General features: G+C 58.7%; 19 protein-coding genes and 1 tRNA gene. 11 read left to right on the top strand and 9 right to left on the bottom strand.

Features of this window, described 5'->3' with window-relative positions; all coding sequences use genetic code 11:
* Window positions 1-21: 21 nt before the first annotated feature.
* From LC298_RS03110 to LC298_RS03100, 3 genes are all read right to left on the bottom strand, one after another.
* On the bottom strand, window positions 22-408 hold the full coding sequence (locus tag LC298_RS03110) for a PRC-barrel domain-containing protein (RefSeq protein WP_131564766.1): 387 nt from the start codon (window positions 406-408) through the stop codon (window positions 22-24).
* Between the two features lie 99 nt (window positions 409-507).
* On the bottom strand, window positions 508-3,072 hold the full coding sequence (locus LC298_RS03105) for a GAF domain-containing hybrid sensor histidine kinase/response regulator (protein ID WP_199223165.1): 2,565 nt from the start codon (window positions 3,070-3,072) through the stop codon (window positions 508-510).
* An 82-nt stretch (window positions 3,073-3,154) separates the two neighbouring features.
* On the bottom strand, window positions 3,155-3,538 hold the full coding sequence (locus LC298_RS03100; RefSeq protein ID WP_131564768.1) for a response regulator: 384 nt from the start codon (window positions 3,536-3,538) through the stop codon (window positions 3,155-3,157).
* A 196-nt stretch (window positions 3,539-3,734) separates the two neighbouring features.
* Here LC298_RS03100 and LC298_RS03095 point away from each other — a divergent pair, with 196 nt between their 5' ends.
* The gene (locus LC298_RS03095) at window positions 3,735-4,232 is read left to right on the top strand and encodes a pyridoxamine 5'-phosphate oxidase family protein (protein ID WP_131564770.1); all 498 of its coding nucleotides are present in this window, start codon (window positions 3,735-3,737) and stop codon (window positions 4,230-4,232) included.
* On the opposite strand, the gene LC298_RS03090 is transcribed toward LC298_RS03095, so the two are convergent.
* Window positions 4,229-5,224 carry a 2-dehydropantoate 2-reductase gene (locus LC298_RS03090; RefSeq protein ID WP_131564772.1) on the bottom strand — a complete coding sequence of 332 codons (996 nt, stop codon included), beginning with the start codon at window positions 5,222-5,224 and terminating at the stop codon, window positions 4,229-4,231. The genes LC298_RS03095 and LC298_RS03090 overlap by 4 nt on opposite strands.
* 134 nt (window positions 5,225-5,358) lie before the next feature.
* Here LC298_RS03090 and LC298_RS03085 point away from each other — a divergent pair, with 134 nt between their 5' ends.
* Complete coding sequence (locus LC298_RS03085) at window positions 5,359-6,357, top strand: complex I NDUFA9 subunit family protein (RefSeq protein ID WP_131564773.1); 999 nt, start codon at window positions 5,359-5,361, stop codon at window positions 6,355-6,357.
* Between the two features lie 42 nt (window positions 6,358-6,399).
* On the opposite strand, the gene LC298_RS03080 is transcribed toward LC298_RS03085, so the two are convergent.
* Window positions 6,400-7,206, bottom strand: coding sequence for an undecaprenyl-diphosphate phosphatase (locus LC298_RS03080; RefSeq protein ID WP_131564775.1), 807 nt, complete (start codon window positions 7,204-7,206; stop codon window positions 6,400-6,402).
* A gap of 433 nt (window positions 7,207-7,639) precedes the next feature.
* On the opposite strand from LC298_RS03080, the gene LC298_RS03075 reads away from it, so the two are divergent.
* The 4 genes from LC298_RS03075 (at window position 7,640) to LC298_RS03060 (ending at window position 14,033) form a co-directional block, all read left to right on the top strand.
* Window positions 7,640-9,283 carry an ABC transporter substrate-binding protein gene (locus LC298_RS03075; protein WP_131564777.1) on the top strand — a complete coding sequence of 548 codons (1,644 nt, stop codon included), beginning with the start codon at window positions 7,640-7,642 and terminating at the stop codon, window positions 9,281-9,283.
* A 124-nt stretch (window positions 9,284-9,407) separates the two neighbouring features.
* Window positions 9,408-10,412, top strand: a complete 1,005-nt coding sequence (locus LC298_RS03070; RefSeq protein WP_199223192.1) for an ABC transporter permease — start codon at window positions 9,408-9,410, stop codon at window positions 10,410-10,412.
* 20 nt (window positions 10,413-10,432) lie between these two features.
* Window positions 10,433-11,644, top strand: a complete 1,212-nt coding sequence (locus tag LC298_RS03065; protein WP_131564782.1) for an ABC transporter permease — start codon at window positions 10,433-10,435, stop codon at window positions 11,642-11,644.
* A 10-nt stretch (window positions 11,645-11,654) separates the two neighbouring features.
* A complete protein-coding gene (locus LC298_RS03060) occupies window positions 11,655-14,033 on the top strand; it encodes a dipeptide ABC transporter ATP-binding protein (RefSeq protein WP_223385514.1) in 2,379 nt (792 codons plus the stop codon).
* Between the two features lie 38 nt (window positions 14,034-14,071).
* Here the strand turns inward: LC298_RS03060 and LC298_RS03055 are convergent, their stop codons facing one another.
* Window positions 14,072-14,542 carry an Lrp/AsnC family transcriptional regulator gene (locus tag LC298_RS03055; RefSeq protein ID WP_131564784.1) on the bottom strand — a complete coding sequence of 157 codons (471 nt, stop codon included), beginning with the start codon at window positions 14,540-14,542 and terminating at the stop codon, window positions 14,072-14,074.
* Between the two features lie 115 nt (window positions 14,543-14,657).
* Here LC298_RS03055 and hppD point away from each other — a divergent pair, with 115 nt between their 5' ends.
* The 4 genes from hppD to LC298_RS03035 all read left to right on the top strand — a co-directional run bounded on the left by hppD (window position 14,658) and on the right by LC298_RS03035 (window position 17,257).
* On the top strand, window positions 14,658-15,770 hold the full coding sequence (gene hppD / locus LC298_RS03050) for a 4-hydroxyphenylpyruvate dioxygenase (protein ID WP_131564786.1): 1,113 nt from the start codon (window positions 14,658-14,660) through the stop codon (window positions 15,768-15,770).
* 220 nt (window positions 15,771-15,990) lie between these two features.
* A complete protein-coding gene (locus LC298_RS03045; protein ID WP_131564789.1) occupies window positions 15,991-16,548 on the top strand; it encodes a cell wall hydrolase in 558 nt (185 codons plus the stop codon).
* Window positions 16,549-16,686: 138 nt separating this feature from the next.
* The gene (locus LC298_RS03040; protein WP_158284659.1) at window positions 16,687-17,031 is read left to right on the top strand and encodes an SHOCT domain-containing protein; all 345 of its coding nucleotides are present in this window, start codon (window positions 16,687-16,689) and stop codon (window positions 17,029-17,031) included.
* 149 nt (window positions 17,032-17,180) lie between these two features.
* Window positions 17,181-17,257, top strand: a tRNA-Arg gene (locus tag LC298_RS03035).
* A gap of 106 nt (window positions 17,258-17,363) precedes the next feature.
* Here LC298_RS03035 and LC298_RS03030 read toward each other — a convergent pair.
* The 3 genes from LC298_RS03030 to LC298_RS03020 form a co-directional block, all read right to left on the bottom strand.
* A complete protein-coding gene (locus LC298_RS03030) occupies window positions 17,364-19,022 on the bottom strand; it encodes an ArnT family glycosyltransferase (protein ID WP_131564793.1) in 1,659 nt (552 codons plus the stop codon).
* Window positions 19,023-19,327: 305 nt separating this feature from the next.
* A complete protein-coding gene (locus tag LC298_RS03025) occupies window positions 19,328-19,504 on the bottom strand; it encodes a Flp family type IVb pilin (protein ID WP_158284660.1) in 177 nt (58 codons plus the stop codon).
* A 240-nt stretch (window positions 19,505-19,744) separates the two neighbouring features.
* Window positions 19,745-20,731: a glycosyltransferase family 2 protein gene (locus LC298_RS03020; RefSeq protein ID WP_131564795.1), complete on the bottom strand. Its 987-nt coding sequence runs from the start codon at window positions 20,729-20,731 to the stop codon at window positions 19,745-19,747.
* A 370-nt stretch (window positions 20,732-21,101) separates the two neighbouring features.
* Between LC298_RS03020 and LC298_RS03015 the strand changes: the two genes are divergently transcribed.
* Entirely contained in the window at window positions 21,102-21,863 is a 762-nt protein-coding gene (locus tag LC298_RS03015) for an SH3 domain-containing protein (RefSeq protein ID WP_131564797.1), read from the top strand.
* The last annotated feature ends 464 nt before the right edge of the window (window positions 21,864-22,327 follow it).

The following is a 22,327-nucleotide window of genomic DNA, read 5'->3' as shown; positions in this document are numbered from 1 at the left end:
GGCCGGGCCGTGGTCGTCCGATCAGATCCAGTACGGGGCGACGCCGTAATGCTGGTAGATCTCGCGGCCGCGATCGGGTGTCCAGTCGCGGTCCTCATTCGAGGATTTCGGCGCGCTCTCCACCTGCTCCTTCGTGATGTCGACGCGGTATCCGCCGAGATCTTCGTCATAATCGAGTTTCTCCCACGGAAGCGGGTAGTGGTCGTGGCCGATTCCGAAGAAACCGCCGAACGAGAGGACGGCGTAGGAGACGCGGCCGCCGCGCTTTTCGAGCATGATGCGCTCGATCTGGCCGACATGGTCGCCGTTGCGGTCATAGACCTTGGTGCCCTCCACCTTGTCGCTGCCGATCAGGTCGTGCGATTCGCGGACTTCAGGGTTCTCGAAATTGCGTGCTGCTTCAGACATTTCATTCTCCCTTTGGTTCTGGGTGTCATCCCAGACCGGAGAACGATGCCCCGCCGCCTTCGTTCCTGCGCGCCGTTCACCTTGTGTTACATGCGCCGCTCAACCATCGGCATCGATTTCTGCGAGCCTTCTCGCAAGTTCCTCCTGCCGGAACGGCTTGTCGAGCCATGGAAAATCGGGGCCGTGCGCAGTGTTCTCGGCATAGCCGGAAATGATCAGCACCTTCGTTCCCGGCATCTTCTCGCGCACCGCCCTGGCGAGTTCCGAACCGGTCATGCCGGGCATCAGGTGGTCGGTGATCAAGAGGTCGGGGTGCAACCCCTTGTCGACGAGCGCCTTGGCCTCCTCGCCAGACCGGGCCTCGGTCACGATATATCCGAGTTCGGTCAGCATTTCCGCTGTGCTCTCGCGCACCGAGGCCTCGTCGTCGACCAGCAGGACCAAGCCCACGCCGTTTGCTGTCGCCTCCACCGCAACGGATTTACGTCCCGCCGGTCTTTCCCTGCTCGCCGGCAGCCACAACCGTGCCGTCGTTCCCTTGCCGGCCTCGCTCTCGAGCGTCAGCGCTCCACCGAGCTGGGAGGCAAGGCCGTGCACCATCGAAAGACCGAGTCCGGTTCCCTTGCCGACCCCCTTGGTCGAGAAGAACGGCTCGATTGCATGCGCCAGCGTTTCGGCACTCATCCCCTCCCCGGTGTCGGCAACCTCCAGCAATATATAGCTGCCGGGCTCCAGCATCGCGACTGCGCTGTCTTCCGCGCTTACCTCCCTTTGCGAGACCGAGATGCGCAGCGTTCCGCCATCGGCCATGGCGTCGCGGGCGTTTACGGCGAGATTGAGGATCGCCATCTCCAGCTGGTTCTGGTCGGCGATCGCCGCATCCAGGCCGTCTCCGGCCTCGACGACCACGTTGATTTTCGGCCCGGTCGTGCTGTTCACGAGCGCCGCCATTTCGGTGACCAGACGCACGACATCGACCGGTTGCGGTTTCAGCGGTTGGCGCCGCGCAAAGGCCAACAGCCGCTGCACGAGAATCTTGGCGCGGTCGGCGGCCTGCAGTGCGGCATGGATCAGCCGCTGATCGCGCTCCGCCACAACCTGACGCCGGCGCAGACCGTCAAGCGTCGCGACGATGGGTGTCAGAAGGTTGTTGAAGTCGTGCGCCACGCCGCCGGTGAGTTGGCCCATCGCCTCAAGCTTTTGCGCCTGGCGCAGTGCGTCCTCTGCCTGGTGGCGCTCCGTGGTCTCCACCGCTTCCGGCACGACGGCGATGACCTCGCCACTTTCGTCGCGGACTGCGCGCATCGCGAAATCGAACCATCGCCACCCGCCATTCGGCAGGTTCACGCGCATCTCTTTGCGGAATGTCTCGCCTTGGACGACCTTGAAAAAAACCTGGCCCACGTTCTCCGGCATGCCCGGTGTTCCGGTAAACCATGGCGTGTTCCACAGGCGCTTGCCGGCCACATCGCGCAATTTCGCGCCGATACCCTCAAGGGAACTGGCATTGGCATCGAGCACCCGGCCCTCGAGGTCGAGTACCCCCTGGTACTGGTAGCTTGTCTCGAAGATGGTTCTCAGCCGGGCTTCCTTTTCCTCCAACTCGGCTGTGCGCTCGGCGACCTGGCGTTCCAGTGTCTGGGTCAGCGCCTTCAGTTCCGCCTCCGCGTCACGCTGGGCCTTCTCGGCGCGCGCCCGCTCGACGGCTGCCCATGTTCTCTCTGCCACGCCGCGCACCAGCAGCAAGTCGTTATCGGTCCATCGCCGCGGCAAGGTCTGGTTGACGAAGAAAACCGCGACGAAACGCCCCTGCTTGATCAGCGGCACCGAAATTCCCGCTCGCATGCCCCCTGCAGCCGTGAAGGCGGCAATGACATCGCGCGTGCGCTCGTCCTCCATCGGATCGTCGAGTACGATTGTTTGACCGCTGCGCAGATCCCGGATTATTGCCGGGCCGAAATCGTCGAGCCGCAAACGCCCCTCGATGCTCGGCATTTCGCCGTCCGTCCAGTCGCGGGCGATGGTTGCGAATGCACCGTTGTCCTCCACCTCGCCATATCCGCAACGTCCGACCTTCAAATGCCTGCCGAGCATTTCGGACGCGGTCATCATGATTTCGCGGGGATCGCAGATTTCTCTCAGCCGTTCGCCCAGTTCGAGCCAGAACGCCTGGCGGGCGTTGGCCATTACCGCATCCGTGGTCTCGGAACAGACGACGAGTACGCCGCCGATGCCGGTGTCGGACTCTTCGTCGTCGATTGGCCCGTAACTGTACGTCCAGTAGACGTCTTCCCGGCGGCCGTTTCGCGTGATTGGGACGAGCGCATTCTCGTGCCATGTGGCGCCGCCGCCGCTCATGACCTGGTCGATCTGCGGGCCGATGATGTCCCAGATCTCGTCCCAGACCTCGCGGCCTGGTTCCCCAAGCGAGCAGGGGTGGCGTTCCGGCCCTATCGAGAGGCTGTAGGCATCGTTGTAGAGGCAGGCATGGGCCGGACCCCAGAAGATGTACATCGGGTGTTTGGTGTTGAGCAGAATCCGGACGGCGGTGCGCAGGGCTTGCGGCCATTCTTCGGGGGGGCCGAGCGTCGTTACCGACCAGTCACGGGACCGCATCAGCGCCCCCATTTGCCCACCGCCTGCCAGGAAGTCCGGATCAGGCAAGTCGCCTATCCTCCGCACTGCCCCGGAGCGACCGACCCTTCTGCCTCGCTGACCGGAATGGCGTTTTACTCATCGCGCATGCCTAGCCGGCACCCGTCGACTGGACGATCGCCGCGGCCAGTGCATCCATGTCGAACGGTTTCGGGAGAAGCACCGCGCCACGCAGCTCATCATGTTCCTTTTGCCCGTCGACGGAACTGTGTCCGGTCGCGAAGATTACCGCCATTTCCGGATTGCGGCGAACAGCAGCGAGCGCAACGTCGACGCCGGACAGTTCGCTCAGGCCAACATCGGTGATGAGCAGGTCCATGTCCTTTTCCTCCAGGATCGAAAGAGCGTCGGCGCCAGTGGCAGCCTCGAAGGTCTCGTGCTCCAGATCGAGTAGCATGTCGACTGTCGTCAACCGTATTAGGGCGTCGTCCTCGACGACAAGAATGCGCAGTTTCTGGGGCGAAGTGTCCGTCATCGCAATTGGTCTGTCGCCTCGTCTTCTTTCGCCTTGTGTCGGCTTCGGTATCTTGGCTCAGGCATTATTCCCATTTCGGCCAAAAATGGCACCCGCTTTTTTTCACAGCGCCCGAAGGCCGGCCGTGCCGAACGGCCGCGAAGGAACCTTTGGCGCGCCGCCGGATTTTCCTTTGCAGAACCGATGGGAGCGATTGATGGTAGACCTCAAGGAAGCGAGGAACGATCCGAAAAAACAATTGTGGGACGAGATTGAGGACGTCCGCGCAGTCATGCTAGGCATTCCTTCCTCCGGACAGCATATGCAACCGATGGCGCCGATGGCGGCGCGCGAGGAGAACCGGGTCTGGTTCTTCACTAGGCGCGACAGCGAGCTCGTGCGCGCTGCGGGATCCGGAAAGGCGCAGATGTGCGTCGTATCCGATGATCAGGACTATCATGCTTGCGTCTCAGGGGCGCTGATCGAGAACAGGTCACCCCGGCATATCGAACGCTTCTGGTCGCCGGTCGTTGCTGCGTGGTTCGAGGGCAAGGATGACCCCGAGATGACTTTGCTCGAACTGGTGCCCGACCATGCCTCCGTGTGGGCCTCCTCCGACAGCTCGCTTCGCTTCGGCTGGGAGATCGCCAAGGCGAACCTGACGAACGAAGAACCGGATATTGGCCATCATGCGCAATTCGCAATGGGAGCTTAGCTGAGGACCGCGTCACGCAGCGCCGCACCGCTCCATCTGGCGCGCCCGGTGCCGGAAAAGGCATCCTTCACCAGTTCGGTCAGCCGGTCATTAACCGGCGTGGGTGTGCCGGTCTTCCGGCCCAGCCACGTTACCTCACCATTCAGCCAGTCGATCTCTGGCGGGCGGCCGCGCTCCAGATCCTCTGCCATCGATGAGCGCGCCTCGGTGTCGATCTTCAGCATCGAACCGGCGACTCGCGTAAAAAGCCAGTCGGGCATTTCCAGGAGCGGCGGGATCATGCGCGGGCCGAGCCTTCCCGCCTTGGCGGGGCGAATCCCGTTAGCCGCGAGGACCGCCAGCCCTTCCCGCATGGCGGCAGCCAGCACCTGCCGGTAGGCCCGTTCCGAGAGTTGCGCCTTCAATGGCTTGTCGGAGAGCGCGTTCACAGCGTTGTTGAGATTGAGTAGAAGCTTGCCCCACTGAACCGCGACGATGTCGCCGGTCGTGTGTGCCGCAACCCCGGCTTCGTTCAGTGCTCGTGCCACCTCTTCGCCGCCTGCCTCGATCACCACCTCTCCCTCGGTACCGCAATGGAAGCGGTTGCCGTCGGTCTGGGCTATGTTGAATCCGACCATGCCGCCAAGCACCGTGCGCCCGGGCATTGCCTCACGCAGTACAGTCGGATTGGAAACGCCGTTCTGCAGGCTGACAACGAGCGCCCCCGGCCTGAGGGTCGCCGCGAGCTTTTCGCCGGCTTCGTGGGACGCGTTCGATTTCACGCATACCAGGACCGCATCGCAATCGGCCAGCGCGCCGGGTTCGTCAGAATATGTGAAATCCTTCGCTCCGGCCTCCCGCGACCAGCCATCATGACGCGTGACTTTGATCCCGTTTGCCAGTCTCGTGCCCATTGAGGCCCGCCCGACCAAAACCGGCTGCATCCCTGCTGCCGCCAACGCACCGCCAACATGACAGCCGACCGAGCCAGCTCCGAATATCCCCGGTTTCATTACAGCGTGCTCCTCTGCCCATCCATCAGAGGAAACGCCGCGCTTGCACCGGTCAACCCACTTTTTTCTTCACCTGCCGGATCAAAGGCGGTAGTGCATCGCCTGCTACCATCCCGCACGAGGCCGAAGTCCTGATGACCCAGAAAGCCAATCTCCCGAAAGTGGTGACCGTCTTTGGCGGGTCAGGTTTCGTCGGGCGCCATGTGGTGCGTGCCTTGGTGAAACGCGGTCACCGCGTCCGCGTCGCCGTGCGCCGCCCCGATCTCGCAATCCACCTGCAGCCGATCGGTGACGTCGGCCAGATCACGGCCATTCAAGCCAACCTGAGACACCGCTGGTCGGTTGACCGCGCCGTCGAAGGTGCCGATGCGGTGATCAATCTCGTCGGCATCCTGTTCGAGTCCGGTAAGCAGACTTTCTCGGCGGTCCAGGAATTCGGCGCGAAGGCCGTTGCTGAAGCGTGCAGGGACGCAGGCGTTCCGCTCGTTCATATGTCCGCCATCGGAGCAAATGTCGACGGCGAAGCCGAGTACGCGAAGACGAAGGGGCGCGCCGAGAAAGCGGTGCTGGATACGCTTGGCGACAGGGCTATCGTGATGCGGCCGTCAATCATATTCGGCCCGGAGGATGACTTCTTCAATAAGTTTGCTGACATGGCGCGGTTCTCACCCGCACTGCCCCTGATCGGCGGCGGAACGACGAAATTCCAGCCCGTCTATGTCGGTGATGTCGCGGAAGCCTTTGCCCGTGCCGTCGACGGCGAAGTCGCCGGCGGCCGGATATACGAACTTGGCGGACCGGAGGTCCTCACCTTCAGGGAGTGTCTCGAGGAGGTATTGAAGATCACTCGCCGCAAGCGCTTTTTCGTCAACATCCCCTGGTGGGCGGCGATGATGCAGGGCAGGATTTTGGGGATGCTACCCAAACCGCTCCTGACCACCGATCAGGTGACACTTCTCAAGCGCGACAATGTCGTCTCTGCCGAAGCGGACGTCGATGGCCGGACACTTGACGCCATCGGCATCAAACCCGCGTCGGTCGATGCCATTCTGCCGACCTATCTTTGGCGCTACCGGGAGGCCGGACAGTTCACCAATCCGGCGGCCCCCTCAGAAAATGGCGGCACCGGCTGAACGCTGCGGCACCTTCGGTCGTTCGCTACTGTAGCGGCGCGCTCAGCCGACAAGCAGAAGGCCGGCGAGGCCCGCGGCGCCGATCGCGATCCGCCACCAGGCAAAAAGCCAAAAGCCATGCCGGGACACGTAGTCGAGCAGATACCGTACCACGAACACCGCGATGATGAACGCAGCGACAAACCCGATCGCGATGATCGTCGCGTCGTCCGCCGTCAGGATATCGCGGTTCTTGAACAGGTCGAGCGCGAAGGCGCCTGTCATGGTGGGCATGGCAAGGAAAAATGAGAACTCGGCCGCGGAGCGCTTATCGGTTCCCATGAGCAGGGCACCGACGATCGTCGCGCCGGATCGTGAGGTGCCTGGAATCAACGCCAGGCATTGAAAAAGGCCGATCCGAAAGCAGAGGCTCAGCGGATAGTCTGTCACATCGGTGTAGAAGGGCTTTAATGGTAACCGGTCGACCACGAGAAGGATGACTCCGCCGACGATCAGGACGATGCAGATCAGCAGTGGGCTTTCGAACAAGACAGTCTTGATGAAATTGTGCGCCAGCGCTCCCGCGACTGCAGCAGGAAGGAAGGCGAGAAGCACGCCGGCGACGAAACGCTGCGTTTTGCCGTCTGACGGAAAATTAGTCGCGATGCGCAACAGGCGCGCGGAATAGACGCTCAGAATGGCCAGGATTGCGCCAAGCTGGATCAGCACCTCGAATGTTTTTCCTGTCGACTCGAAGCCGAGAAAATGCCCGGCCAGCAAGACATGTGCGGTGGACGAAACCGGAATGAACTCAGTCAGTCCCTCGATGATCCCGAGAAGCAATGCTTCGACGATCGTCTGCTCTGCCATTGTGTGGAAAATCCGGTGTTGCCGCCTTGAAGGGAATCGGTATGGCGTGACTCCGCGCGGCCATACACGAAAAGCAGTGGCCGTTACAGCCCCGCGATTCCCCTGCACGATCCTTGCTACCTGCTCGGTTTCGGCATCCTGGCCCACATACTGTCTCGGAAAAGCCGGCAGTGGAATTATACCCTTGGCATTTCTTGCCGGATCGGACTATCCGTCAGGAGCAAGCCGGCGGGAACCATATGTCCGGACATCCTCCGCTAGCTGGGAAATGAGTCAGTCCAGCCTAACCGTTCATCCGGCTAAGTTATCGTGGCGCATGTCGGGCAAGGAAAAACGATCCTTGGACGCCGCGTCATGCTGCAACTCGTTTTGACATCGTGAACGCGATGGTAAAAGCTGATTGACGAAGTACCCAACTCCGGGAGGTAATGAGATGGCATTCTTCAAACGCAGTGGTGAACGCATGCCCGACCATGTGGTCGAGATGGCGGAAGCCACGAAAAATGGCAAAATGGATCGCCGCGAGTTTCTCGCGCTCGCCAGCACGTTCGGTGCATCCACCGCGATCGCCTACTCGATGATCGGTCTTTCGGCTCCTACGTCCGCCAGGGCTCAGGAGGGCACGAAGGGTGGAACTATCCGGATCGCGATGGATGTTCGCGAGTTGAAAGATCCTCGCACGTTCGACTGGTCTCAGATGGGCAATCTCGGACGTCAGTTCCTCGAGCCGCTCGTCAAATACACCAATGAATTCACATTCGAAGGCAAGCTTCTGGAGAGTTGGGATATCTCGGATGATGCCAAGACTTACACATTGAACGTGCGCAAGGGCGTCCAATGGAACAATGGCGACGACTTCACGGCCGACGACGTCATCTTCAATCTCACTCGCTGGTGTGAGAAGGACGTCGAAGGCAACTCGATGGCGTCTCGCTTCGCTGTCATTATCGATCCCGAAACCAACACGGCGATGGAAGGGGCAATAGAGAAAGTTGATGACCACACGGTCAAGCTCAACCTGCCGAACCCCGACATCACGCTGATTGCCGGCATGGCCGATTATCCGGCTCTGCTCGTGCACCGGTCCTATGCAGAGACGGGCGAGCTTGCGGCAAACCCAATCGGAACCGGCCCGTTCGAGCTTGTCTCCTTTGAGGTTGGCAACCGCGCCGAGTACAAGCGAAGGGAAAGCGCATGGTGGGGCGGCGAGGCGCTGCTGGATGGCATCGAGTTCATCGATTACGGCACGGATCAGTCGGCGCAGATCGCTGCCTTCGAGTCCGGGGAGATTCACGCGAACTACGAGACCACGGGGGACTTCGTTGAAGTGTTTGAGGGGCTCGGCTTGCAGAAGAACGAGGCCGTGACCGGTGCGACTGTGGTTGTTCGCACCAACACGAACAATCCGCCATACGACGATCCGAAAGTTCGGAACGCGCTACAGCTCGCCGTGGACAACAATGTCGTTCTCCAGCTCGGCATCGCCGGGCAGGGCACGGTTGCCGAGAATCACCATGTGGCTCCCATCCATCCGGAGTATGCGGAGTTGCCGCCGATCTCCCGCGACATCGAGGCCGCCAAGGCGTTGATGGAGGAGGCAGGCCAAATGGATTTCGAGCACGAGCTCATTTCCATCGACGACGACTACCGCAAGAACACCACGGATGCGGTCGCGGCGCAGCTTCGCGAAGCCGGTTTCAAGGTGAAACGCACGGTCCTTCCAGGCTCGACTTTCTGGAACGACTGGACGAAGTATCCATATTCCTCCACGAACTGGAATCACCGGCCGCTTGGCGTGCAGATTCTCGCTCTCGCATATCGTACGGGCGAAGCGTGGAACGAAGCAGCCTATTCCAACCCGGAATTTGACGCGAAGCTGAACGAGGCGCTCGGCGTCGCCGATGTCGACAAACGCCGCGAACTGATGGTGGACATCGAGAAGATATTGCAGGATTCCGGCATCATCATTCAGGCTTACTGGCGGTCGCTGTTCAACTTCAATACTGACGAGGTTGTGAACTACTACCAGCATCCGACCTACGAGCTCGATCTGGCCGGGGTCTCCCTCGACAGTTGAGTAACATCCGCGAGGCGCCTGGCTTTCAGCCGGGCGCCCGCCACTTGATAGACCGCTACACAAGGCGGCAGGGTTTCACGGGAGGGGTTTTGTGCTGACATTCCTGCTTCGGCGGTTGGGCGTGATGGTGCTCACCATGCTCTGTCTGACCATCGTGGTGTTCTTTCTCGTCAATCTTGAACCCAATTTACGCAAGCTCTCGATCAGTCAAACGAACATGCGCGCAACCGATGCGCAGATTGAGAGTTGGCTCGTCAGAAACGGTTATCGGGACAATTTCTTCGAGCGTTACGGTGCCTGGCTCGGCGTCTACCCCAAACAGCCGAACATCGACGCTGCCACGGGAGAGGCTTCTCCCCGCTTCCGCTTCTGTGATGAGCCCTCGGAGGCTCGATTTTCCGGTGTCCTGCAAGGGGATTTTGGCTGCTCGACGAAATTCAAGACAACCGTCGGCGAGAAACTCTTTCCGGCGCTGGTCGCCACCGGTTGGCTGATGTTTTACGTGATGCTGGTGATGGTTCCCGGCGCTCTTATCGTCGGAGTGTTGGCCGGTATGCGCGAGGGTTCTCGTATGGACCGGAGCTTGTCGGTTGCCTCCATCGCCTCGACGGCGACGCCGGAATACGTCTCCGGTATCATATTCACTGTCGTGTTCGCTTCCTGGCTCGGGTGGCTGAACGGCTCAGCGGCCACCGCGACACGTTCGGGGATCTCATTCTACAACTTCACCTTGCCCGTGATGACCATGGCGATCTATGGCATGGGCTACATTGCACGTATGACGCGGGCTTCCATGGCCGAGGTCATGACCGCGCAATATATCCGCACCGCCCGGCTGAAAGGCCTGTCATTCAACGCCGTGGTCATTAAACACGCTCTGCGCAATGCCCTGATCGCCCCGTTCACAGTCATCATGCTGCAGTTTCCGTGGCTCTTGACCGGTGTCGTAATTGTTGAATCAATGTTCCGCTACCAGGGCTTTGGCTACACGCTGGTTCAGGCAGCAAGCAATAACGACATTGACCTGCTGCTGGCCTGTTCGCTCGTGTCGGTGATTGTGGTTCTCGTGACCCAGCTCCTGTCGGACGTCGGTTACGCCCTTCTCAACCCGCGCATCCGCGTGTCCTGACTACGAACGGAGACCGGGATATGGAGAGCCTTTCGACCTTCGAAATCATTTTTCAGATTGTCTGGCGCTTCTGGCCGGTCTGGCTCTCGCTCGTGGTCGCCGGAGGTTTATCCTACGTCTACCGTTCGCGGCTCGGCCTTTACGGACACCTTTTCGACACCAGCGTCGGGGTCGCCGGCGTGCTGTTCGTCGGCTTCTGGGTCTTCACCGCCATCTTCGCCGGTATAATCGCGCCGTTCGATCCGATCGGTGTCGTCCCGATCATGAAGAACGCTGCGCCCGGAGCCGTCGACGCCGGGTCGGGCGAGGCCTTCCTTCTGGGTGGAGACAAGCTCGCCCGCGATGTCTTTTCGCGGATGGTCTTCGGATCGCGGATTGTTCTCGTCATCGCGCCGGCGGCCACCGCTTTCGCGTTGATGGTCGGGATCACCCTGGGGCTTCCGGCGGGCTACTATGGCGGGAAGATAGATTCCACGCTTTCCTTTCTCGCCAATCTCGTGCTCGCATTTCCGGTGATCCTGCTCTTCTATCTGCTGGTAACTCCCGGCATTATCGAAACCCCCATTCCATACTCCATGGCCGGGCTGTTTTTCGTTTTCCCGATCATCTTCTTCGTCACGTTGTTTTACACGCGCTATCAGCCGCGGCCGATGGTCATGTGGACAGGTATCATCTTGTCAGTGGTGGTCGGCGTCTGGGTCTGGGTCTCGCTGGTTTCCAATGAGATTGTCGTGGCCGCTCTGTATCGGGTCGGCCTTTCGCCGCTGGGATGGTTTTTCGATCTTCCGGTCTTCAAGGTCATCTCGATCGAGCCGGGGCAACTCAACATTTTCGTCGCCGTAGTCTTCGCTTCGTCACCGGGCGTGTTCCGGATCGTGCGCGGGCTCGTTATGGACATCAAGACCAGGGACTATGTCGCCGCTGCCCAGACGCGCGGCGAAAGCCCTTGGTACATTATGCTGTGGGAAGTGCTGCCCAACTCGCGCGGGCCGCTGATTGTCGATGCGTGCCTGCGCATCGGCTACACCACCATCCTGCTCGGCACGCTCGGTTATTTCGGTCTTGGCATGCCGCCCGAGAGTCCCGACTGGGGCACCGCCATCAAGGACGGATCGCAGCTTCTGCGGCTAACACCTTGGCCGGCGATCGTACCCGCCATCGCGCTGATGTCGTTCGTTCTGGGTCTGAACTTGCTTGCCGATGCACTGCGTGAAGAATCGCTGAAGGATTGAGGTAACGAGAATGGCAATCACCGCTACCGAGGAATCTCGCGATACCGCTTTGGCAGGGGGCGACCAAACGCCGATCCTCGAGATTGAGAATCTGCATATCTCATTCTACACGCGCGCCGGCGAGATCCCCGCCGTCATGGATTTTTCGTGCAAGGTCATGCCTGGCGAGGCAATGGGCATCGTCGGCGAATCGGGATGCGGCAAATCGACGGTAGCTCTCGGCATCATGCGCGACATGGGCAACCGCGGTCACATCAAGTCCGGCACCATTAAATTCAAGGGCCGCGACATGGGCGAGATGAGTCGTGCCGAACTACGTGATCTCCGCGGCTCCAAGATCGCGATGATCTATCAAGAGCCGATGGCCTCGCTCAATCCAGCGATGAAGGTTGGCAAACAATTGATGGAAGTGCCGATCATTCACGAAAACGTTTCGAAGGAAGAGGCCTATCGGCGTTCCGTCGAGATGCTGGCCGCCGTGCGTCTGCCCGATCCGGAACGCGTGATGGGTTCCTATCCGCATCAGATATCGGGCGGGCAGCAGCAGCGTGTGGTCATTGCCATGGCGCTTCTTTCGAACCCGGAATTGCTGCTACTCGACGAACCGACCACTGCGCTGGACGTTACCGTCGAGGCTGGCATTGTCGAACTGGTGAAGGACCTCGGCAAGCGTCTTGGTACGTCTATGCTTTTCATCTCCCACAATCTCGGCCTGATCCTCGAGACCTGCGACCGTATAACCGTGATGTATTCGGGCGAAGCGGTGGAGACGGGTTCCGTCGGCGACGTTTTCGACCGCATGCGCCATCCTTACACACAGGGACTCTTTCGCTCGATCCCCTTGCCGGGCGCCGACAAGAACGACCGTCCACTGATCGCCATCCCGGGTCAGTTGCCGTTGCCGCATGAACGGCCGAAGGGATGCAATTTCGGCCCGCGCTGCCACCATTTTGTCGACGGTGTCTGCAACGCCGCCGAGGTGCCGATGTATGCGGTCCCGGACCACGACGCGCATTTCACACGCTGCGAGCGGTTCCGGGAAGTTGACTGGACCGCAATGCCGGAAGGTTTGAAGACGCACGCCAAGGTCGATCCGGGCGGCCCGATTCTGCAAATTGATAATTTGCGGAAATATTACGACGTCGCCGCCAACGCCATCTTCGGTGCCGGCGAAACCCGAACGGTCAAGGCGAATGAGAGTATTTCCTTCGAGGCACGCGAAGCCGAAACGGTCGCCATCGTTGGCGAGTCCGGTTGCGGAAAGTCGACGCTTGCCAAGGTGCTCCTGGGGCTGGAGACGGCAACGGCCGGCTCAATCACTCTTGGCAACCAGAGGATTGAAACCGTCGAGGTGCAGAACCGCGGAGCGGAACTGGTCTCTGATATCCAGATGGTGTTCCAGAACCCGTTCGACACGCTTAACCCAAGCCACTCGGTGGGCAACCAGATCATACGGACATTGGAGAAATTCAAGGTTGGCGCCAATCAGGAGGAACGCCGGCAACGTATGCTTGAACTTCTCGATTTGGTGAAGCTGCCCCGGGCCTTTGAGAACCGCATGCCGCGCCAGTTGTCGGGCGGCCAGAAACAGCGCATAGGCGTCGCACGCGCCTTTGCGGGCGGCCCGAAGGTTGTCGTTGCCGACGAGCCGGTCTCTGCGCTCGATGTGTCGGTGCAGGCGGCGGTGACGGAATTGTTGATGGACATTCAGCGCGATTCCCGTACGACCATGCTGTTTATCAGCCACGACCTTTCCGTGGTGCGATATATCGCCGATCGCGTGGTCGTCATGTATCTCGGCTACATTGTCGAGCAGGGAACCACTGACCAAGTGTTCGCGCCCCCTTACCATCCCTACACGGAAGCGTTGCTTTCCGCGATCCCGATAGCCGATACCAGCGTCAAGAAGAAGCACATCATCCTCGAGGGAGAGATCCCGTCGGCGCTCAACCCACCATCCGGATGTCCCTTCCAGACGCGCTGCCCGCATAAACATCAGGTGCCGGGCAACAAGTGTGAGACGGAGGTTCCTCCCGTGCGGCGCATCGAAGAGGGACATACGGTTCTCTGCCACCTGTCCGACGCCGATTTCGCTGCGATGGAGCCGGTGATTTCCTTCGACTCCACGGAGCCGAGGGACCCGTCGAAGAAGATCGATACCGCGAAAGAAAAGAAGGCCCCGGCTCAGGTGAAGGGAATCAAGGGCAAGGGCGGCGGGAGGACGGCGCGCGCGCCCGGCGCCAGCGGGATCGCGACAAGGGTCGAGGATCCGAGGTCCGGCGTCGTCGAGACAACGGACGGCAAGCTGATTTCTGACGATGTATCGAAGCCGCAGTCCGAGCCGGATACAAGATCGCCCCGCAACGGTCGACCGGCGCGCAGGACCTGACGCCTCAAGGCATCTGGGGAGTCGCCCTGTCGATGCGCTTACAAGGGCAGGACACCTGTCTCCTTCAGGGTTTGCAGAACGATCGTGGTCTTCACATTCTGAACCGCCTCGTGGGGCAGAAGGGTCTCGTTGACAAAATCGGAAAGCTCCCGCAGATCGCATGTAACGACTTTCAGCAAGTAATCCATTTCACCGGTTAGCGCGTGCGCTTCCTGAACTTCAGGCAATTGGGCCATCAGTGTCGCGAAGCGCGCGGCATTGTCGCGGTCGTGCGTCGCCAGCGTCACAGAGATGAAATTGACGATCCCGAACCCGGTTTTCTCGCGATCGACCCGTGCGTGATAACCGGCGATGATGCCATCGCGTTCGAGTTTGGCCCGTCGTCTCGAGCATTGCGATGCCGACAGATTCACCCGCTCGGAGAGATCGTTGTTCGTGAGGTGAGCATCCTCCTGAAGGAGCGCAAGGATCTTGCGATCACTCTTATCCAGGATTCTATGTTCGATCATTCTAAATCTCAACGTGCACAATTCGTGCATGATTATGGTTTGGAGAGCATCGCTTCGCAACCATGTTGCAAGCCGGATGCGATATTGTGGGCTCGGTGGTATTGGAGGAAAGTTGATGGGCCCGTTCCCGCACGATGCGCCTCGGGCGCAAATCACCGAAGAGAACCCCGCCGGTACCGACGGCTTTGAATTTGTTGAATTTGCCCATCCCGAGCCAAAGCATCTGGAGATGCTGTTCGCGCGAATGGGTTATGAGCCCGTCGCGAAGCACAGAACCAAGGCGATCACCGTGTGGCGTCAAGGTGACATCAACTACATCGTCAACGCGGAACCCGGTTCGCACGCGGTACGTTTCGCGGCGGAGCACGGTCCATGCGCGCCGTCCATGGCGTGGCGAGTCGTCGACGCACGACATGCATTTCAACATGCGGTCTCTAAAGGTGCCGAGCCCTATGAGGGCGACGAGAGGGTGCTGGACGTTCCGGCGATCGTCGGTATCGGCGGGTCGCTACTCTATTTCATCGACAATTACGGCGACAGGGGATCGGCATACGAGGCGGAGTTCGATTGGACTGGCGAGCGGGATCCCAAGCCCGAAGGCGTCGGTTTCTACTATCTCGACCACCTGACCCATAACGTCTATCGCGGCAACATGGACAAGTGGTGGGACTTCTATCGTAAACTATTCGGCTTCGAGCAGATCCACTTCTTTGACATCGAGGGTAAGCTGACCGGGCTCGTCTCCCGCGCAATCACGTCGCCTTGCGGCAAGATCCGCATTCCGCTGAACGAATCGACCGACGACAAGAGTCAGATCGAAAGTTATCTTAGGAAATACAACGGCGAGGGCATCCAGCACATCGCGGTGGGAGCGCAGCACATCTACGACGCAACCGATGCGCTTGCTGCCAACGGATTGCAATTCATGCCCGGGCCGCCGGATGCCTATTATGCAATGAGCAGCGACCGGGTGAAAGGCCATGAGGAGCCGATCGACCGGATGAAGAAACATGGCATCCTGATCGACGGAGAAGGCGTCGTCGGCGGCAGCGAGACCAAAATCCTGCTACAGATTTTTTCAAAGACCGTAATAGGCCCGATCTTTTTCGAGTTCATCCAGCGCAAGGGCGACGAGGGCTTCGGCGAAGGAAACTTCCGCGCACTTTTCGAATCAATCGAGCGCGAGCAGATCGACAGCGGGGAATTGAAAGCCGACGCGTTGGGATAGACGGAACTTCACGCCATGGATCGTGAATAACAGCCCCAGAAGCGTAGTTGTCATCCTGCATGTGCGGTGCACCATCCAACAAATTTCGGACACCGAATAGTCCAGAGATTGTCTTAAAGGCGACGCGGTCTGATCAAGTTCGGCGGCTCTAAGCGTCCAAGTCGCGGTCGCGTGAACGCGGGCCAACCTTCAACAACGATCAGCTAAAGAGAAAAGTTCCATGATCCGGAAAAAAAATCGGCGTGCCACGCCGCGCCGTTTCTTTTGCTCGGCCTTTTTCGGGTGTGCAGCGATATTCGCCAGTGTCGCGTCGCCTGCGCTTGCCGACTATCCCAATCCGAGGGTCGCGGTGGGGGCAACAGCAGCCGAAGAATGGACGGATCTGTCGGTCAAACAGAAAAATTGTCTTGCCACTGCAATCTATTTTGAGGCCCGCAGTGAACCCAAGGCCGGACAGGCTGCGGTCGCGCAGGTTATCCTGAATCGGGTGAGGAACGATCGATATCCGGACACGATCTGCGACGTGGTGTATCAGAACGATCATATGCGCAATGCTTGTCAGTTCTCGTTCGCCTGTGACGGCCTGCCGGAGGCGGTAAACGAGAAGCATGCTTGGGACAAGGCAGAAGATGTCGCCACCGCGGTATTGGAGGGGCGGAGTCTCGTGCGCGATATAGCGACCGCTACTCACTATCATGCCGATTATGTGAAGCCTTACTGGGCTCCGAAGATGAAGCGCCTTTCCGCCGTCGGGAGGCATATCTTCTATCGCGGCTGACGTGAACTGCGATTCAACACGAGCTTCCGTGGCGGTTGATCCATGTCATGGCCACGGATCGTCTCGCATCTAATCTGCAATCGATGACGGCGCACAATGCGCCGCTACCATGACGAGGTTTAGGATATGTCTTCCGGATTGCAGAAAATTCTCTTGGGAAGTGTTGCCTTGGGCGGAGCGGTACCCGCCGCCATGGCCCAGGATGCGGACACGTTTATTCGCGGCGCTTACGGGCCGGGCATGATGTGGGGCGGATACGGGACCGGGTTTGGCATGATCTTCGGACCGTTCCTTATGATTTTGATCTTCATCGCAACGGTGGCTGGAATCATTTATCTTCTTCGCGCCTTTGGACTGGGCGCGGTTGAGCCCGATAGGCATCGGTCCGCCGACCGTGCGATGACCATACTGAAGGAGCGCTTCGCACGCGGGGAGATCGACGCCAAGGAGTTCGACGAACGGCGTCGGACGCTAACGGATTGATAGCGGCCTCTACCCGGCTTTCACCGGAAACACGCATCGATCCGGCTCGCAAGAAGATGCTACTTTCCGCATTGAAGCTTGACGCCGGCTGGGTTAACTAGGCGCAGGCTCGTGTTCGCGCGGGCTGCGTCCTCGGCCTCAGGCCGCAGGCACCCGTAGCTCAGTTGGATAGAGCGCTGCCCTCCGAAGGCAGAGGTCACAGGTTCGAATCCTGTCGGGTGCGCCATGATTTCGATCATCCGCACAGTGGGCTGTATCGAGGCACATCCGGAATTGAGACGAAAGCCGGCCGTCATCAGCCCCCTCGACCAGCACGCCCGAACTTCTCCAACTCAAAATCCGGATGCAAAGTGTTTCCGATACAGATGCGCCGGCGGATCTCGGTCGGGGACCGGGGGGTGGTCACCATAGCGGAGAAGGGCAGCGGCGCCTTCGTAAAGATGATTGCCCTCGCGGAGATTGACAACCTCACCCGGCTTGACGGACCTGTCATCGATTAGGCCAGCCGTTTTTCCTTCGAATGTGTACTTTCCGGCAATATTGATTTCGAATTCCTGCGCGGCAGCGTTGCGCGGGCGGAGACGCTTTCCGGCGATCCAAAACTGGCCCCAATGCGGTATGAAATTGTTGTGCAATGCCTCGGCGTCGGGGGGGAACAGGCTGTATTGCTTCTGTGGAACCTGCGCACCCATTGTGAGCGCGTCCAGAATCAGATCGTGCTGGGCAATAACGAAGCGCGGTTTCATCTCTCTGACAAGGCGTGCAATCTCCGGCCGTCCCCGACGGCGGTAGTCCTCCATCACCCAGGATGTAAGGTATGGCCCGATTCTCGGGTAACTCGGGATACTGGCAAAACCATCATAGTAAGGCACCCTGTCGGGATATACGGCCGAGACTGCTTCGAGCATGGATTTCTGTCCGGAATTACTCAGCGAGAGTTCCCTACTGCCATGGAGGACTCCCAAGAACGTCAACGTGACGGCAATCGGAAGGCTTAACCGTTGGATGACGTTGGTGCTGCCTGACGGGATCGAAAACCCAGCCAGAATGACCACCGGCGCGAGGGCAAAAACGTAGAAATACGGGAAGCTGTTCCGGTACACGAAGACGAGCATGATCGGGAGAAAGAAGACGAGAGCGAGACGGGCACGGTCCCGGATCGCGGGTGGACCTGACCAAGCAAGGTTCGCTGCCTGCACAAGCCCGTATGTGATAACAATCCAGTTGGGCAAATTGAAAATAATGAGGACCAGCAGGTACCAAACGGTATCGAATGGCTCTTTCTCACCAAACTGCTTTCTGACGGCTCCAAATATATACGGAATAACGAGGTCGTTCAGGCGATCGGCTCCGTCCAAATGCAAGAACATCAGTCCGGAAAAGGCAATAATCGCAACCAACAGCGAGGCCAGAAGCGACCAGAACAGCTTGGAACTACGGCTGTGTCGAAAGTGCTGCCAGACGACCGCTCCGATAAGAGGAAGGTAGAAAATCGATTTTATCGATATAAGGCCCGCAATCGCGGTAGTAACTCCCGAAAGCAGCAAGCCTGGTAGAGAGATCGTCATTCTTGTCAAGGTGAACAGAACCGCCATCAGAAGGGCGGTAACGAGTGGATCGGCACGAAAACTCGCAGCGTGCTGAACTGTGTAGATAAACGAGGCGTAGGCAAGAACGCTGAGCCACGCACCCTTCTTCGTACCAAACGACTCCGATATTCGGAAAACGAAGAAAAGCGTTGAGAGATGGAATAACCACATCACGAAGCGGCCCGTGACAACTTTTTCAATGTCGTCGAGCGGCAAAAATACAACCCATTCAAAGATATATACGTAAAATGTCTGAACAGGTTTTTCTAGTTCGCCCAAGACATGTTTGTATATCTGCTCAAGAAACAGATATTCGTCCAAGTGAATTTGACGAACGAAGACGTTCAGTAAGATCGCTCCCTCAATCACAGCGATCATGAAGAGGTACGCAGCGCGTTGCATTTTCAGAATGCTCCTGCGGCACAGCATTCGTCGACAAATCTCATCTCTATTTTTCAGTTCTCCTCTGAGTTGCGATCCGGAGAGCCGCGGCCAAGGTGGCCAGAAATACGGCGGCACGAGGATTGGGACGATGCAAACAACGTAGAAAAAAATGGCGGTCCGCTGGCAACATGGCATGCGTACACCATAAAAAAATCAAAAATTCTGTCCCTGGTCTTGCGAACAGCGTCGTCCGACTATGGGTTTGTCATCGAAGAACTTAATCAGAAATGTTCCAAGGCGCCAATGTGCCCTGTGGCGCCGTCTCAAACTCGAAGATATAGGAAAAACTGCGCCCAGCTGCCGAAGGACTGGCTCAATGCTGCGGTGGCAAGCGAAACGGAGACGATCACGCCGCCAATCATTAGGCCGAGGAGTACGAGATACTCGACCTGCGAAACGCCCACGTCATTTTTAAAGAAATCTGAAAGTTTCGGAATCATCGCTAACCGTCTAGTTGGATCGAAGCCAAGCGATTTGCATGAAGACGGTTCAATATCCCTTTAACCATCATGATTCGCACCATATCAAAAAATCGATTCCGCGCATAACAGGAGCGGGTGCTTCTCATGAACTGCCACAGGATTTTTTATTCCCGTCGAACTCGGTGCTATGGCCGGCGGCGTCTTCGCCCTCCGACATCGGCCTCTCAAGCGAAAAAATGAAGCTCCGTCTCACTGTTCTCACGTGGACGGGGACCGAACCTGCGCATCTCGCTTTACAGAAGAAGCTCGCTCGATCTCGCCTCGCAACAGCCGCGAGCGAATATCCTCCAGCAACCGCCTGTTCGCAGCGACCAGATCGGCGATCAGGCCGCCCATCGCGATAATCGCAGCGATCGACAAGAGAGTCCCGGCGATTGCCAGCGACTGTATATGCCCGCGGCCATCACCGGACACGTAAAGAAAAAGGAAACGCAATATCGCGATAACGCCAGGAAGAGCCATGAAAAGGGCGACCCAGCTCAGAGTGCGCAATGGGCGATACAGCGTGGCAATGCGAAGCGTCGTTTTGATCGATTGCCAAATATATACCGGGGTGCTGCGAAACAGTCGCGATGGCCGCGTTGGGCCGTTGACACGAACTGGCACACTGGTGATCGGGATATATTTTCGACCGGCTTGGATAATGGTTTCAAGCGTATAGGTAAAAGGGTTGAAAACATAAAGCTGCATCGCCGCGTCGCGATGGAAGGCCCTGAACCCGCTGGCGGCATCGGGGATGCTCGTGCCGCTCGCCAACCGCACGGCGAAACTCCCAAGACGCTGCAGTCGCCTCTTGAGGGGCGAGAAGTGCGCTATTTCCTCGATAGGGCGGGCCCCGATAACGATTTGCGCCTCCCCAGACATGATCGGCGCTACCAGGTCAGGGATGCATGAGGCGTCGTATTGGTTATCGGCATCCGTGTTGACGATGACGTCCGCGCCCTGACGGAGCGATTCCTCCAGACCTGCCATGAACGCCTTGGCCAATCCCTGATTGTGCGGCAGACGAAGGACGTGATCGACACCGCTTTGGTGGGCCACTTCGGAAGTGTTGTCAGTCGAGCCATCGTCGATCACCAGCCACTCAACCGTATCAAAATAGGTGACCTGCTTCGGCAGAGAGGCAAGGGTAGCGGGCAGGCTTTCTGCTTCATTGAGACAGGGAATCTGGATGATCAGTTTCAAACGGCCCCCAATTCACGTTCTCCACGAACCCGAGTATAGTTCCGGTTTCATCGCGCCCGACAAGAAAGCGGCCAGATTGATGTCGCTGTCAACATCTGCGACTGTGCGCCCCTTCCGATAACAACCGAGGTCAGGTCGCTTGTACTTCTGCTGGACGGTTCAGAGGGCAGCCGATGACCGTGGGAATATGGCGGCCGCCGCCAAGGGTAGCAATTCCATAGGCCCCTCTTTTAAACTCGGATGAAAGGTAGCGCTTTGCTTATTGAAGGACGGCTCCGTTGCTCGAAACCGGTTCTGGGATTAGAGAGCCAGACAATCGGAACGCCGTCATAGACCTCGGTGATCCGGGGGTAGGAGCATTCGATTTCCGATGTTGTGGTTGATTTTCGCGGTTGCATCTTTCGTTCTGGCGTTTTCAGTTTTCAGGCTGATTCGAGTTCGAGCAAGGGGAGGGCGTTGGGGCGCGATCATTCTGGTCATCGGCTTGAATGCTTTCACCATGATAATAATCGGGTTCACATTCGCCAGCCGGCTCGGCGATCCCGAACTGACGACCGCTCTGTCTTATCTTCATCCATCCGACAATGAGGGGGACCATTACTGGCTGTCCGCCGAGCGAGCGGAAACCCGAACTTGCCCATCGCTCGATTGTGGTGTCGCCGGGATAGTCCGATTTCGCGATCCGGTGACTGTGCTCGATCGGTCAGGGGAATGGGTCAAGATTGCTGAGAACCGGAAAGCGTTATGCGTCAATGGACGTTCGCGGCGAATTCGGGTCGGAAATGATGTTTGCGAACCTTCGAACGGGATCAGCCAGGGCCGCTACTCTGAATGGACACTCATAAAATATCTCTCGCGGGCGCTGCCGTCCAGCGGCTCCAGGGAAATCGATGAATTCGAGGCGATTGTGGCAGGGTCTGAAAACTTCAGGTTGCATCGCGACGCTTTCGCCGAGGCCGCGATGGAGCTGGTGCAACGGGGTTTCTGCACCAAGGCGGAAATCAGCCGGCAGGGAGGCTTCAGTCGTGCAGGCGGCGCTGCGGATGAAAATATCTACCTCGCATATTGCGGAGGCGATACCATGGGGGACCGCGTCTTCGCAGACGTCAAGACCAAGCGAGGTTTCCGCTGATAACAGCCGTTGTTTAGGTGGAAGATTCCGACTGTATCCGGTGGACGAAAGTCCGCGGAAATGTATCGAGAAGAGGTGTGTACGCCATCCCCTTTACCTGAGTGAAGCGACAACGGTCATCGGAGTGGTCTTGTCCCACTTTTCCATCTCGGGCTTTTTTCGCGGCCCACTCCAGATCGCATTTCAGTTCCGGCGCATGTTTAACGAGGAAAGGATATTGCGATCCGTGTTTCCCGACTACGCCGCCTACGCGGCGACTGTGCCGATGATCGTGCCGGCCTTGAAGATTTCTCCAGGGCGCCGCTGATGTCTCGAGACGATCATCTCTGTTGAGCGCATGGTGGGTTGCGATGGCAGCCTTCAGGCAGTTCGTTTTGGTATTCGTATGGGCTGGAGTAATCTGATCAGACGACGTTTCGATCGAGGCTGGATATGATGTTCAAGCGCGCGAGGAAATGTGTCGC

This window comes from Oricola cellulosilytica (assembly GCF_019966575.1).
GTDB lineage: Bacteria > Pseudomonadota > Alphaproteobacteria > Rhizobiales > Rhizobiaceae > Oricola > Oricola cellulosilytica.
The sequence above is the reverse complement of the archived record's forward strand: the minus strand, read 5'-3'. Positions and strand labels throughout refer to the sequence as shown.